This is a genomic window from Streptomyces sp. NPDC056061 (assembly GCF_042266885.1).
In the GTDB taxonomy this organism is placed as follows: Bacteria; Actinomycetota; Actinomycetes; order Streptomycetales; family Streptomycetaceae; genus Streptomyces.
Map to the genome: position 1 here is coordinate 18,728 of NZ_JBHJWQ010000051.1, position 13,348 is coordinate 32,075.

The 13,348-nt window shown below is 69.8% G+C and carries 12 protein-coding genes and 3 pseudogenes; 12 read left to right on the forward strand and 3 right to left on the reverse strand.

Annotated features, from left to right (window positions below; genetic code table 11):
• Positions 1-23 precede the first annotated feature (23 nt).
• The 5 genes and pseudogenes from ACFC79_RS36415 to ACFC79_RS36435 form a co-directional block, all read left to right on the forward strand.
• Entirely contained in the window at positions 24-1,034 is a 1,011-nt protein-coding gene (locus ACFC79_RS36415) for an alcohol dehydrogenase catalytic domain-containing protein (RefSeq protein WP_376249336.1), read from the forward strand.
• On the forward strand, positions 1,034-1,918 hold the full coding sequence (locus ACFC79_RS36420) for an SMP-30/gluconolactonase/LRE family protein (protein WP_376249319.1): 885 nt from the start codon (positions 1,034-1,036) through the stop codon (positions 1,916-1,918). Before ACFC79_RS36415 ends, ACFC79_RS36420 begins: the two co-directional genes overlap by 1 nt.
• Positions 1,915-2,796: a fumarylacetoacetate hydrolase family protein gene (locus ACFC79_RS36425; RefSeq protein ID WP_376249321.1), complete on the forward strand. Its 882-nt coding sequence runs from the start codon at positions 1,915-1,917 to the stop codon at positions 2,794-2,796. The genes ACFC79_RS36420 and ACFC79_RS36425 overlap by 4 nt, the downstream gene beginning before the upstream one ends.
• Positions 2,793-4,388, forward strand: coding sequence for an aldehyde dehydrogenase (NADP(+)) (locus ACFC79_RS36430; RefSeq protein ID WP_376249323.1), 1,596 nt, complete (start codon positions 2,793-2,795; stop codon positions 4,386-4,388). Before ACFC79_RS36425 ends, ACFC79_RS36430 begins: the two co-directional genes overlap by 4 nt.
• Before the next feature lie 704 nt (positions 4,389-5,092).
• A pseudogene (locus tag ACFC79_RS36435) lies at positions 5,093-5,543 on the forward strand (GNAT family N-acetyltransferase); the annotation flags it as partial.
• A 97-nt stretch (positions 5,544-5,640) separates the two neighbouring features.
• On the opposite strand, the pseudogene ACFC79_RS36440 reads toward ACFC79_RS36435, so the two are convergent.
• Positions 5,641-5,856, reverse strand: a pseudogene (locus ACFC79_RS36440) (IS110 family transposase); the annotation flags it as partial.
• Positions 5,857-6,007: 151 nt separating this feature from the next.
• On the opposite strand from ACFC79_RS36440, the gene ACFC79_RS36445 reads away from it, so the two are divergent.
• On the forward strand, positions 6,008-6,367 hold the full coding sequence (locus ACFC79_RS36445; RefSeq protein ID WP_376249324.1) for a transposase: 360 nt from the start codon (positions 6,008-6,010) through the stop codon (positions 6,365-6,367).
• Between the two features lie 254 nt (positions 6,368-6,621).
• Here ACFC79_RS36445 and ACFC79_RS36450 read toward each other — a convergent pair whose 3' ends face one another.
• The gene (locus ACFC79_RS36450) at positions 6,622-7,419 is read right to left on the reverse strand and encodes an IS6 family transposase (protein WP_376249325.1); all 798 of its coding nucleotides are present in this window, start codon (positions 7,417-7,419) and stop codon (positions 6,622-6,624) included.
• Between the two features lie 197 nt (positions 7,420-7,616).
• Between ACFC79_RS36450 and ACFC79_RS36455 the strand changes: the two genes are divergently transcribed.
• From ACFC79_RS36455 to ACFC79_RS36480, 6 genes and pseudogenes are all read left to right on the forward strand, one after another.
• Positions 7,617-7,751 carry a hypothetical protein gene (locus ACFC79_RS36455; protein ID WP_376249337.1) on the forward strand — a complete coding sequence of 45 codons (135 nt, stop codon included), beginning with the start codon at positions 7,617-7,619 and terminating at the stop codon, positions 7,749-7,751.
• 61 nt (positions 7,752-7,812) lie between these two features.
• Positions 7,813-7,947 (forward strand): annotated as a pseudogene (locus tag ACFC79_RS36460) (IS110 family transposase); the annotation flags it as partial.
• Between the two features lie 314 nt (positions 7,948-8,261).
• A complete protein-coding gene (locus ACFC79_RS36465) occupies positions 8,262-10,703 on the forward strand; it encodes a SpoIIE family protein phosphatase (RefSeq protein ID WP_376249327.1) in 2,442 nt (813 codons plus the stop codon).
• 95 nt (positions 10,704-10,798) lie between these two features.
• Complete coding sequence (locus ACFC79_RS36470) at positions 10,799-11,518, forward strand: IS6 family transposase (RefSeq protein ID WP_376249329.1); 720 nt, start codon at positions 10,799-10,801, stop codon at positions 11,516-11,518.
• A gap of 188 nt (positions 11,519-11,706) precedes the next feature.
• Positions 11,707-11,985 (forward strand): hypothetical protein, encoded by a 279-nt coding sequence (locus ACFC79_RS36475; protein ID WP_376249331.1) that lies wholly within the window; start codon positions 11,707-11,709, stop codon positions 11,983-11,985.
• 389 nt (positions 11,986-12,374) lie between these two features.
• Positions 12,375-12,908, forward strand: coding sequence for a hypothetical protein (locus ACFC79_RS36480; RefSeq protein WP_376249332.1), 534 nt, complete (start codon positions 12,375-12,377; stop codon positions 12,906-12,908).
• Positions 12,909-13,129: 221 nt separating this feature from the next.
• On the opposite strand, the gene ACFC79_RS36485 is transcribed toward ACFC79_RS36480, so the two are convergent.
• The coding region (locus ACFC79_RS36485; RefSeq protein ID WP_376249334.1) for a hypothetical protein at positions 13,130-13,348 on the reverse strand (219 nt) is incomplete at its 5' end.

The window sequence follows — 13,348 nt, forward strand, 5'->3', positions numbered from 1 at the left end:
GCCGGGACGTGCGCGTGGAGGAGATGCCCGACCCCGTTCCGGCGGCCGGGGAGGTGCTGGTCCGCGTCGAGCTGTGCGGAATCTGCGGCACCGATGTGGAGGAGTACCGGGAGGGACCGCTCGCCATCGATGTGGAGAGGCCCCACCCGCTGACCGGCACCCAGGCGCCGTTGGCGCTCGGACACGAGGTGGTCGGCGTCATCGCCGGGCACGGTCCGGGAACCGACGCGAGCCGACTGCCCGTCGGCACCCGCGTCATCCCCGATGTCGTGCTCGGCTGCGGCACGTGCTGGTGGTGCCGCAGGCACCAGGAGGGGGTTTGCGCGCGGCAGGCGGTACGCGGCCTCAACCTCGACGGAGGGCTGGCCGAGTACATGGTCGCCGACGCGGCCACCTGCGTCCCCGTTCCCGACCACGTCCCGCCGCGGATGGCGGTGCTCGCCGAGCCCGCCGCCGTCGCGGTACGCGCGCTGCGCAAGGCCGGTGACGTGACCGGCGGCACCGCGCTGGTGCTCGGCGCGGGCGCCATCGGACTGCTGCTGACCCGGGTGGCGGTGGCCGCCGGGATCCAGGTCGTGACGAGCGAGACCGCGGATTTCCGCCGAGAGGCGGCTCGCCATGCCGGAGCTGTGGCGGTCCGGCCGGAGGAGACGGACGCCGCGATCGACCGTCTGACCGAGGGCAGGGGTGCGGACGTCGTGTTCGAGTGCACCGGCCTGCCCGCCCTGCTGCCGGAAGCGATCCGGCACTGCCGGGCCCGGGGCACCGTGGTGATCGTCGGGTTCTCCGGCCGGGACGCCGCGGTGCCGCTCGCCGACGTGGTGCTCAAGGAGAAGCACCTGGTCGGTACGGCGGCGCACCTGTGGGACGAGGATGTCACCGCCGGAGTACGGCTGCTCGCGTCCGGGGTGATCGACCCGGCCCTCGTACCGGTGCGCGTGGCGTCGCTGGACGAGGTGCCCGCGCTGCTCGCCGTACCCGATCAGGGTGTCGTGAAGGTCGCGATCGATCCGCGCGGCCAGGAGGAGGTCTGATGGTCAGCGAACTCGACGGCGAACTCGTGCTGCGGAGCAACGCGGACGTGGGGGAGGGGCCGGCCTGGGACGCGGTCCGGCAAAGGCTCGTCTGGGTGGACGTCACCGGATGCGCGGTCCACACGTTCGACCCAGTCGGCGGCGTGGACCAGGTCGTGGACGTGGGCGCGCATGTCGGCGCCGCGGTGCCCGCGGGCGACGACGGCCTGATCCTCGCGGTACGCGACGGGCTGGCGATGCTGTCGCCCGCCGGCGACGTCCGCATGGTCGCCGAGGTGGAGGGCGACCGTCCGGGCAACCGGATGAACGATGCCAAGTGCGACCCGTCCGGGCGGCTCTGGGCGGGCACCATGCCGTACGAGGCCGAGCCCGGCGCCGCCGCCCTCTACCGCTATGACGGCAGGAGCGTCGCTCGCGTCCTGACCGGGGTCACGCTGTCCAACGGTCTGGGATGGAGCCCCGACGGGACCGTGATGTATCACATCGACAGCGGAACCCAGCGGGTCAACGCCTACGACTTCGACTCCGCGACGGGCGAGCCGCGTTCGCATCGCGTGGTCGTGACCATTGACCCCGCCGAGGGAATGCCGGACGGCATGACGGTCGACGACGACGGTTGCCTGTGGGTGGCGCTGTGGGGCGGCGGAACAGTCCGCCGCTACACCCCCAACGGCGTCCTGGACCGGATCGTCCGCCTCCCCGTCACCCAGGTGACCAGCTGCGCTTTCGGCGGCCCCGGCGGTGACGTGCTGTACGTGACCTCCGCCGCCCACCGGCTCACCCCCGGCGAGCTGGCCGCCCAGCCGCTGGCCGGGTCGATCTTCGCAGTCGGACCCGGAACCACCGGCCGCCCCGCCACCCCATTCCAAGGAGCTGACCGATGACACATATCGTGCGCTACGCGAGAGACGGCGAGATCCGGGCGGGGGTGCGGGCGGACGACGGCCTGGTCCGTCCGCTGCCGCTGCCGCTGGCCGAGCTGTTGCGCCTGAGCCTGGCCGACCTGCGTGAACTCGTCGAGCGGGCCCTGACCGAACCCTCGGACGGCCCAGCCGAACCGCTCGCGCCGGTCGAAGGCCGGATGGAGGTGTGGGCTGCCGGCGTCACCTACCGTCGTTCCCGCCAGGCGCGGATGGCCGAGAGCGCCGCCGCCGCGGATGTCTACGAGCGCGTGTACGAAGCGCCACGGCCCGAACTTTTCTTCAAGTCCACCGCCTGGCGGGTAGTCGGCGACGGCGGCACGGTCGCGGTGCGGGCCGACTCCACGGTCGACGTGCCCGAGCCCGAGCTTGCCCTGGTGCTCAACACGCACGGCAAGATCGTCGGGTACACGATCTGCGACGACATGAGCTCACGCACCATCGAGGGCGAGAACCCGCTGTACCTTCCCCAGGCCAAGATCTATCTCGGTGGCTGCGCGGTCGGCCCGGCCATCCGCCCGGTGTGGGAGGTCGCCGACCCCTACGCACTGCCGATCCGCATGAGCATCCGTCGCGACGGCGCCGTCGCCTGGTCCGGTGAGACCGACACCGGGCAGCTGAACAGGCGGCTCGACGACCTGGCCGGACACCTGTTCGCCGCCGACGTCTTCCCGGACGGCGCCGTGCTGGCGACCGGCACCTGCCTGGTGCCGGACCTTCCCTTCACGCTCGTCGCAGGAGACGTCGTGGAGATCGAGATCGGCGAGATCGGAACCCTGACCAACCGCGTGGTCCGCGGCCTTGCGCCCATGCTGGAGTCCCTGGAAGGAACGCTGCGATGAACGCTGCGACGAACCACGCCACCCCGGACATCGTCTCCGTCGACCCGCGCACCGGAGAGACCGTCGAGGTGGTCGGCGCCGAGTCCACGCCGGCCGAGGTGGCGGCGCGCTGCGCGGCCGCCGAGTCGGCCGTATCGGCGCTGGCCGCCCTGGGAGTCGCGGGCCGGGCGGCGCTGCTGCGCGACATGGCCGCCGAGCTGGAGAAGGACGGCGAGACGATCCTCGCGCTCGCCGACCGGGAGAGTGCGCTGGGCTGGCCCCGGCTCACCGGGGAGCTCGCCCGCACCTGTGCCCAACTCAGGTTCCTCGCCGACGTCGTCATCGAAGGAAGCCACCTCGGGGTCGTGATCGACCACCCAGACCCGGCGGCCGTACCGCCGCGCCCGGACCTGCGGCGGATGATGGTCCCGCGCGGCCCGGTCGCCGTTTTCGGCGCCAGCAACTTCCCGCTCGCCTTCAGCGTTCCGGGAGGCGACACCGCCTCCGCGCTGGCAGCCGGCTGCCCCGTCGTGGTGAAGGCGCATCCGGCCCACCCGGCGACCTCGCTGGCGACGTATGGCGCGCTGAGCAGGGCCGCTGCCCGCGCCGGGGTTCCAGACGCGGTGAGCCTGGTGCACGGGCAGGCCTCCGGAGTGGCGCTGGTCACCGACCCGCGCGTCACGGCCGTCGCCTTCACCGGCTCGGTGCGCGGTGGGCGGGCGCTGTTCGACCTGGCCGCCGCCCGCCCGGAACCCATCCCGTTCTTCGGAGAGCTCGGCAGCGTCAACCCACTGGTCGTCACCCCGGCCGCGGCCGCGGAACGCGGAGCATCGATCGCCGAAGGGCTGCTGGGTTCCTTCACACTCGGGATGGGCCAGTTCTGCACCAAACCGGGACTCGCCTTCGTACCGGCCGACGAACACGGGACGGCGCTGCAGGAGGCGCTCGCCGCACGCGCCGCCGACGCACCGGCCGGCACACTCCTCACCAGGAACATCCTGGCGGCGTATGCCGAAGGCGTGCGGGAACTCGCCGCGCAGCCGGGCGTCCAGGTACTGGCCGGAGCCGAGGAGCCGCGCGACCTCGACGGCAGGGCGACGCCCACCGTGCTGAGGGTGCCTGGCGCGATGTTCGGCGAGGTGCTGACCGAGGAGTGCTTCGGCCCGGTGACCGTGCTGGTGGAGTACGCCACGGAGGAGGAGCTCCTCGCCCTTCTCGGCCGTCTCCCCGGCAGTCTCACCGCGACGCTGCTGACGGGAGAAGGGGAGGAGGATCTCCCGCGTCGTGTGATCGATGTCGTCACCCGCCGCACCGGGCGGGTGGTGTGCGACGGTTATCCGACCGGGGTCGCGGTGAGCTGGGCGATGAACCATTCGGGACCGTACCCGGCGGCCACCGACTCCGCGCACACCTCGGTCGGCGCCTCCGCCGTCCAGCGGTTCCTACGCCCAATCGCCTACCAGGACACCCCGCAACGGCTGCTCCCGCCCGAGCTGCGGGACGACAACCCTCTCGGCGTTCCCCGCCGCGTGGACGGAGTCCTCGCCGTGAAGGGAACGGACACCGTCGATCACGACACGGAGTTCGGCCCGGATGGGTTCCAGCAGGCATGATCCGCACAGCAGGCACGGATACCCCGATGATCACTGAGCGTGGAGAACTCCATGTCGCTTGGTTCGTGCCTGTTCTTTTCTCCACGTCAATCCGCGGGCGAACTCGCCGCCGGGGCGGAACTGAAGGCGGTCCAGGAAACTTCTGACGCGAAGCCGGCACCCTCGCCTGGTGACAGGGGGAGTGGACGTCACCGGCCGAAGGCGGACGGAAACCGCTGAGTGGACGCCATCGGGTGGGTGCCGCGTCTATACGGTGGTGCCGCCCGTCGGCCCGGACGCGGCGGCACCCTGTTCGACTCCGGCGGCCTGGAGCTGTGCCAGGACTTCGTCGATGTCCTGGCCTCGAACTGTGCGTCTCCGACCCATCCGCAGTCACCGCACTCCGCTTCTGCCGTCCAGTACACGTCGGCCATCGTTCATTGCTCCTTCCGTATCGGGGGCCGCTCATGCTTTCGGTGGTTCCGGACACCTGGGCATTTCGTGGTCAGGTAACCGGGGCCTGTGCACTGCGCACGGGTGCGGTCCAGGTACGGGCGCGGGGGGTGCCCCTATCTCTTTCGTCAAGTGTCGGGTCGGGGCGTTCGGCCCAAAGGCGCGCTTCGTGGACCACGGCGTGGAGCCGAGGGGAGTGTGGCGGTGTCGCCATCTGCAGGGGGTGTGCGGCACTGGGAAAATCACTTGATCCGCTGGCTTGCGGTTCCCGCATGACGACTACGCTCCGACTGGCAAAGGTCACTGCCGCCAACTTCGATGTCGCGATCGGCCTGAAGGTTCGCCCTGACCAGGAGCACCTGGCCGCGCCGGTCGTGAAGTCCCTCGCCGAGGCGTACGTGCACCCAGGCGTGGCTTGGCCCCGCATCATCTTCGACGGCGACCGACCCGTCGGCTTCCTCATGGCCTTCCTCGACATCGACCTCGCAGGCGACGGCAGAGGCACCGACATCCGCTCGGGCCTGTGGCGGCTTAACATCGCGGCCGGTGAACAGGGCCGCGGCCATGGCCGCTTCGCGGTCGAGTCCGTGGCCGCTGAAATCAGCCGCCGTGGCGGCACCCGCCTGACCACCACCTGGCACCCGGGCGAGGACGGCCCCGAGGGGGTTTTATCTGGGGCTCGGGTTCCGGCCGACGGGGGAGATGAGCGGGGATCAGAAGGTCAGAAGGTTGCTAGGTAGATCCGCCGGACGTTGCGTTCCGCATGCCCGCGCGTGCAGAAGTCCTCCCCCGCAGAGGCTCACCGGCCTTGCGTTCCAGGTCAGGTGGCCGCTGCGGGTCGTGATTCGTAAAAGGTGCCGTCGCGGAGCATGGCGAACAGCACGTCGATGCGGCGTCGGGCGAGGCAGAGGAGAGCTTGGGTGTGGGTTTTGCCCTGGGCGCGTTTGCGGTCGTAGTAGGTACGGGAGGCCGGGGCGGCGAGGGAGGCGAACGCGGCGAGGAAGAAGGCGCGTTTGAGCTGCTTGTTCCCGCGTCGGCCGGTGGGACAGGTCCATTGCGGTCCGCAGTGTGCTTGGCCTCCCCGTACGCCTGGAGTGTGGTGCCGAGCCGGTGCACATTGAGGTTCCCCCGAGATGCGGGGATGGGTGACAGAGGGTCAGATGGGTTTCATGAGAGGAGCCCAGACGATGCCTGCGCCGAGGAAGTACCCGCTGGAGTTGCGTGAGCGGGCGGTGCGGATGTACCGGACCGCCGAGCCGAAGCCCGTGATCCGCCGCATGGCCGAGGAACTCGGGGTGCAGCACGAGGCCCTGCGTAACTGGATCCGCCAGGCCGAGGCCGACGCCGGCGAACGCGACGACATGCTCACCACCGCCGAGCGGGAGGAGCTGGCCGCCTTGCGGAAGGAGAACGCGCAGCTCAAGCGGGCGAACGAGGTTCTGCAGACGGCCTCGGCTTTTTTCGCGGCCCAGCTGTGCGCCACAAGGCGCGATGTAGATCGAGAGGTGGTGAGAGACCACGTCCGTCGGGCCGTCGCAGCGGCCTGATAGAAGCCTGGGGGCAGTCCGATCCGGGGAACGGCGGGGAGGATGGCAAGCGGCCCCGACGACAGCGAGGCGTGCCGGAACTACCAGACGGTGCGGGCTCGTTCGGCAAGGTCAGAAGGTGTAGCGAGAGCGAACCAGTGGCTGACGCTCCGTAACTGCGAAGCCGGGTCCCTGCCGGGCATCCAGTTCGGGGGTGGGCAGGTCCGTTGCCGGCTGAGGGCCGTGGGATGGGGCGGAGGCCCCGTAGGGCGCTGTCACGATGTTGAGTGTGTGCGTGCCTGACGGTGTGTCGGGTGTGGTGGGGCCGGGTTCCAGGCCGCGGCAGGCAGGCAGGCAGGCAGGCAGGCAGGCAGGCCGGCGACGCCGGTGATCTGGTCCCAGATGGCGAAGCGGGTGGTCATCTCGGTGCGGTAGGGGCGGCGGTCATCAGGTGCGGCGGGGTCTGAAGTGGGTGAGATACCGCTGAACGCGGCCAGGAACTGCTGGGCTCCGCCGACGCTGCGGAAGCCTTTCATGGCGCGTTCGCGCTGCCGGGTGGGCTGATGACTGTTCTCGGCCCGATTGTTCAGGCCCTTGTGGGAACGGTGCTCGACGGAGGGCATGACCTCGCGGTGGGCCGCGCCGTAGGAGCGGAGCTTGTCGGTGATGATCACCCGCGGCACCGAGCAGGTATTCCTGAGCAGCTCGCGGAAGAAGCGCCGGGCTGAGGCCTTGTCCCTGCGGCCCTGGACCAGGATGTCGAGCACGTTGCCGTCGGCGTCGACGGCCCGCCATAAGTACTTCAGCTCACCGTTGATCTTCACGAAGACCTCGTCCAGGTGCCATTTGGCCCCGGGACGGGGCCGCCTCCGGCGCAGGGAGTTGGCATAGGCCTGCCCGAACTTCGAGCACCAGCGGCGGACCGTCTCGTGAGAGACGAGCACACCGCGTCCGAGCATCAGCTCCTCGACCTCCCGGAAGCTGAGCGGGAAGCGGAAGTACAGCCACACGCAGCGGGAGATGATCTCTACCGGGTACCGGTGCCCCTTGTACGACGGCGGCGCGGACGACACGAGCGAACCCCTCCCGGCACGATCAACCATCAGATCATCTCAGGCCGGTCAGCCGACGTGACAATGCCCTTCGCCGAGATCCTCGTCCACCGCCAGGGCCAGGAGAAACGCGAGCAGTGGACCCATGACGCGGAGCAGAGCCAGCACCCTGAGCTGCGAGGGTTCGCCTCCGGACTCCGCAAGGATGGGACGCGGTCATGGCCGGCCTCACCCTGCACTGGAACTCCGGCGCTGTCGAAGGCCACGTCAACCGCATCAAGATGCTGAAGCGGCAGATGTTCGGCCGCGCGAAGCACGACCTCCTCAGGAAACGCGTACTCCTCGCCCGTTGAAGATCAACAAGACAGGATCACGGAAGTCGCGACAGAGCCATCTTGCGCTGTCCGCTCTCAGAGGGCACGCGGCAGGACCCACACCCAGGCGATCCTCCGCCTGGCCCGGCAACGCGCGAACGACATCCACGCGATGATCCGAACCGGCACCCTCTACGAACCACGCGTCCTCGACGACATCGGTCTCGCCACCTGATCCACCGCTCCTGCCCCCCCCAGGTCCCACCACGCCCGCGCACCGCCCTGCCGACCACCGGGCTACCTTGCGGCCTGGCGCATCCTTTGAACGCACCCTGCCGACTTCGATCGCACCATGCCGACCCTTCGGCCCGGCCGTCGGAGCAATATGCTGGTTTCGTGTGGCGAGTCCGCCCGGCCCTCGGCCGACCTCACTCGCCGGAGAAGACAACGGGCGAGCACAGGTTTCGCGCTGCCGGTCCGGGGCGGAGAGGTGCTCGGCGACCGGTCGCTCTGCCGTACCGCGGTCTCGTCGAGAGGGGTTGAGCCTCGATGAATCGTCCCTCCGCCACCCCCGGCGATAAGCCCGATGATCTCGGCGGCGTCTTCACCGCTACCGCCACGGTCGATGATCGCGGCATCGTGACGGGGTGGAGCGAGGGTGCTCTGCTCCTGCTCGGTTACCGGTCCGACGAGGTCGTGGGGCGACCTGCGGCGGGGCTGCTGGCGGAGGACGTCAGCGGTGCGGTTCAGCGGTGCGGAGCCGACGGGCCCGGCCGGAACGCAGACAGGTCCGGCTGGAACGGAAGGGTGGCGCTGCGGCACCGCGACGGTGGCCGCGTCGAGGTGGGGCTGCTCGCGCACCGCGGAATGACGGACGGCGGGGCTGTCGAGTGGTTCGTGGTCTGCGCCCCGGCGCGCGAGGCGTGCACCCTCGGGCAGCACGTGCTGTTGGAGCAGGTGTTCGTCCAGTCCCCGTACATTCTGGCGATCTACGACACCGACTTGCGGTCGGTGCGTGCGAACGCGGAGATGGAGCGCGCGGTCGCCATGACAGACGACGAGATGCGCGGGCTGCGCCTGTCGGAGATCGTTCCGCACCCGGACGCGGAGAAGAACGAGAGTGCCATGCGCCGTGTGCTGGAGACCGGCCGACGGGTCTATCTGGAAAACTACCTGCGCGTACCAGGAGAGAGCCGTGAGCACGCCTGGTCGATCTGCGTCGCCCCAGTGGTGGACAGCTCCCATCGGATGAACGGGGTGTGTTTCACCGCGCGTGACATGACCAAGCGGTACTGGGCCCGGCAGCGGCTGCTGTTGATCAATGAGGCCGGCACCCGCATCGGCAGGACCCTGGACGTGGCCCGCACCGCCCAGGAGCTGGCCGACGTGGCCGTTCCCCGGCTCGCGGACTGCGCGACGGTCGACCTGCTCTCGTTCCTCCACGGCGGCGACGAGCCGCGCCCGGGCCCGCTGACCGGCCCTGTCAGCATGCGCCGCACCGCCGTGCAATGCGCCGGGGCTGTCAAAGCCCTGGCACGGAGGGAGTACATGGTCACCTACCCGGATTTCTCACCTCCGGCCCAGTGCCTTTCCACGGGCCGGCCCTCCGCGTACGACACGACCGACCCGCTCATGGCCCGGTGGGCCGCCCATGACCCCGCGTGGGCGGCGATGATGCGCGAACGAGGGGTGCACTCGGTGATGGTCGCGCCGATTCGTGCCCGCGGCATCACGCTCGGTGTGGCATTCTTCAGCCGCCACCAGCACCCGGAGCCCTTCGAGCAGGACGACATACTGCTGGCCGAGGAGATCACGGCGAGGGCGGCCGTCTGTATCGACAACGCGCGCCGCTTCACACGGGAGCGCACGACCTCCGTCACTCTGCAACGCAGCCTGCTGCCGCGCGAGCCCCCCGAGCACGCGGCTGTCGATGTCGCCTTCCGCTACCTGCCTGCCGGGGGCTCGGTCGGAGTGGGCGGAGATTGGTTCGACGTGATCCCGCTCTCCGGCGCCCGGGTGGCCTTGGTCGTCGGAGACGTTGTGGGCCACGGTCTCCATGCGTCCGTGACCATGGGCCGGCTGCGTACCGCGGTGCGGACCCTGGCCGACATCGACCTGCCGCCCGACGAACTGCTCACCCACCTCGACGACCTCGTCGTCCGGCTGAGCGCGGAGGACGACGCCGAAACCGTTGGGGACGTCGGCGCCACCTGCATGTACGCGGTCTACGATCCGGTCTCGCGCCGGTGCACCCTGTCCAGCGCGGGCCACCCCATCCCCGTCGTCGTACCGCCGGGCGGCACAGCGGAACTCCCTGAGATGCCCATCGGCCCGCCACTGGGCCTGGGCAGCCTGCCGTTCGAGACCGCCGAGGTCGAACTGCCCGAAGGCAGCCTCCTCGCCTTCTACACCGACGGCCTCGTCGAGTCCCGCAACCACGACATCGACGAACGGATCGACACCCTGCGTGCAGCCGTCTCCCGGACGGCTCCTTCGCTGGACGAGGTCTGCGACACCGTGCTCGACGCGCTGCTGCCGCCCCAGTCCGACGACGACATCGCCCTGCTCCTCGCCCGTACCCGTGCCCTGGGACCGGGCCAGGTCGCCGGCTGGGACATCCCCGCCGAGCCCTCCGCCGTCGCCTCGGCCCGGCAGCACGCCGCGGACCAGCTGGCCGCCTGGGGACTGGACGAGGCCGTCTTCACCACCGAGCTGGTGGTCAGCGAACTCGTCACCAACGCCATCCGCTACGGACACCCTCCCATCCAGCTGAGGCTGCTGTTCCACGACCACACCCTCATCTGCGAAGTCTCCGACGCCAGCAGCACCGCCCCCCACATGCGCCGCGCCCGGGCCTTCGACGAGAACGGCCGCGGCCTCCTCCTAGTCGCCCAACTCACCGGACACTGGGGTACTCGCCCCACCTTGCACGGCAAGACCATCTGGGCCGAACAGAACGTCCGAGCAATGGCCGCAGGGCCGTCGGTCTGACCGCCGGTTTGTGCCAGCGCTCGCGGAGGCGTTGTCACGTTGGCTGACCGGTCTGGGATTATCTTGTGGTTGATCGTGCCGGGGAGGATTCGCTCGTGTCGTCCGCGCCGCCGTCGTACAAGGGGCACCGGTACCCGGTGGGGGTCATCTCCCACTGCGTGTGGCTGTACTTCCGCTTCCCGCTCAGCTTCCGCGAAGTCGAGGAGCTGATGCTCGAGTGCGACGTGATCGTCTCCCACGAGACCGTCCGGTGCTGGTGCGCGAAGTTCGGGCAGGCCTACGCCAACGGCCTGCGCCGGAAGCGGCCCCGGCACGGTGCCAAATGGCACCTGGACGAGGTCTTCATCAAGATCAACGGCGAGCTGAAGTACCTGTGGCGGGCCGTCGACGCCGACGACAACGTGCTCGACATCCTTCTCCAGAATCGGCGGGACAAGGCCGCGGCCCGGCGCTTCTTCCGCCGCCTGCTGAAGACGACCTGCTCGGTGCCGCGGGTGGTGGTCACCGACGAGCTCCGTTCCTACGGGGCAGCCCACCGCGAGGTCATGCCCTCCGTGGAACACCGCTCCCACAAAGGCCTCAACAACTGGGCCGAGAACAGCCACCAGCCCATCCGGCAGCGAGAACGCGCCATGAAAGGCTTCCGCTCCGTCGGCGGAGCCCAGCAGTTCCTGGCCGTGTTCAGCGGCATCTCACCCCACTTCCGACCACGCCGCCACGTGATGACCGCCGCCCACTACCGCACCGAGATGATTACCCGCTTCGCCATCTGGGACCAGGTCACCGGCGTCGCCGGCCTGCCTGCCGCGGCCTGAGCACCGAGCCGGAACCCGGCCCCACCACCCCCGACACACCGCCAGACCTTCACACCCTCAACAACGTGACAGCGCCTTCCGTAGCGGTCAGGGTCCTGGGGTCCCGGGCGGGGGGCTCGGGCACGGGGCGGTCGGTGCCGGGGCCGAGTGCCCGGTGGTGTACGGAGCTCACCGCCACAGTCTTCCCGGTGCCGGACTTCCGCCGGGAGGGTCCCGTACGGACGGCGGAGCCGCACGACGGTTGGCCCGGGAAGGAGCACCCGCATACCAGTGAGGTCACGGGTGGTCGGCCGCCGTCGCCCGGCTGGACGGACGAGCAGAAGGCGGCCATCGACCGGCTCCGCCAGGAGTGCCTGACCCTGTCGGAGACCATCAGCACGCACCCGTACTGGAAGGAGCTCAGCGGCCCCGACCTGGTCGACGCCCGGACGGCTCTCAAGCACGCCCACGAGTCCGACGAGGCGTAGCCGCAGTCTCGGCAGCTTCCCCCCGCGGCTTCGGCCGGGCGGCGAAGATGCGTCGCCCCCGCGCCGCCACCACGATCGGGGGTGTAGGGTCTCGTCGCTCGTGGCACAGGCCGTGCTCGCTGACCAGCGGTTCTTCCGCTGTCTCAGGACGGTGGCGCGGCAGCTCAGTCTCACGAACGCGGCATTTCCTGGCCTTGCGCACCCCGTGCGGGGCCGGTCAGGCCGCAGGCAGACGGAGGGGCAGTGGCAACCCGGAAGCCCGTTCAGAGGTTCTCCCGGTCACCGGCGTCCTGCCTGTCCGTCCTTCCCGCGGTGGAGGCGGCGACTGCGCGGCGTGGGTGGCCTGAGTACGGTGGGCGGAGGCGATGCTGCGATGGGATTGTTTGTTCATGGCCGCTGTCCTGGTGCTTGGGGTTTCGTGTGCGGGGAAATCATCGCTGGTTATTGAACTGACCTGCCGTGGGCTGGTGGCCGTCGATTCCGACGAGACGCTGGGCCACTGGACGGACAGGGCAGGAAGGCTGGTGTGGTGCCCGCCCTGTCCGGACAGGGACTGGCTGGCCGGCCACCGTTGGCGCTGGGACTCCCAGGAGCTCGACTCCCTTCTGGGCCAGGCGGCGGGCACGCTGTTTGTCTGTGGGAGCGCTCAGAACAGCGCCGATTTCATCGACTGCTTCGAGCTGACAGTTCTCCTGAAGGTCGATACTGCGACGATCCTGCGGCGCCTGAAGGACCCGACTCGCGGCAACGACTACGGCCGAACGGACGACACTCGTGAGCATCTGCTCGAATGGGCACCCGGCTTCCAGGCCCGCATGGAAGAGCTCGGGGCCACGGTGGTCGACGCCCGCCGCCCCATCGGTGCCGTCGCCGACGCAGTCGTGCGACTCGCCTGCGAGCACGGTCTGCTGTCCCCGAACTGACGGGCTCGGCACCGGCCCGGTCCAACTCGGAACTGCTCGTGGACTACCCGGGTGCTTCCCCTGCCGGGACGGCTCCGGCGTCATCTTCTCCTTGGACGACCCGGGTAGGAACCGGCCGGGCGTAGCCGGACTCTGTTCTTGAGGAGCGCGAGTCGAATGGTGGCGAGGCTTGTTTCTTCGCGGTCGGCGATGTCCTGGAGCGCGAGGCGCTCCTGTTCGTATCAGGTGCGCCATTGTTCCAGGCGGGTGGCGGTGTGCTGGGTGCGGCGGTACCGGGGCGGGCTCCAGCCGACGAGGTGCTGGGACAGCAGGCAGATGATGTGGCGGCGGTGGTGTTCATGGTGTGTTGAGGTTCCCCCGAGATGCGGGGAAAGGTGACAGCAGGTCAGATGGGTTTCATGAGAGGAGCCCAGACGATGCCTGCCCCGAGGAAATATCCG

Coding starts and splice junctions, on each gene's coding strand:
- ACFC79_RS36415 (WP_376249336.1), top strand. CDS start 24: ATGCCCGACCCCGTTCCGGCGGCCGGGGAGGTGCTGGTCCGCGTCGAG.
- ACFC79_RS36420 (WP_376249319.1), top strand. CDS start 1,034: ATGGTCAGCGAACTCGACGGCGAACTCGTGCTGCGGAGCAACGCGGAC.
- ACFC79_RS36425 (WP_376249321.1), top strand. CDS start 1,915: ATGACACATATCGTGCGCTACGCGAGAGACGGCGAGATCCGGGCGGGG.
- ACFC79_RS36430 (WP_376249323.1), top strand. CDS start 2,793: ATGAACGCTGCGACGAACCACGCCACCCCGGACATCGTCTCCGTCGAC.
- ACFC79_RS36445 (WP_376249324.1), top strand. CDS start 6,008: ATGCCTGCGCCGAGGAAGTACCCGCTGGAGTTGCGTGAGCGGGCGGTG.
- ACFC79_RS36455 (WP_376249337.1), top strand. CDS start 7,617: ATGGCCGGCCTCACCCTGCACTGGAACTCCGGCGCTGTCGAAGGCCAC.
- ACFC79_RS36465 (WP_376249327.1), top strand. CDS start 8,262: ATGAATCGTCCCTCCGCCACCCCCGGCGATAAGCCCGATGATCTCGGC.
- ACFC79_RS36480 (WP_376249332.1), top strand. CDS start 12,375: ATGGCCGCTGTCCTGGTGCTTGGGGTTTCGTGTGCGGGGAAATCATCG.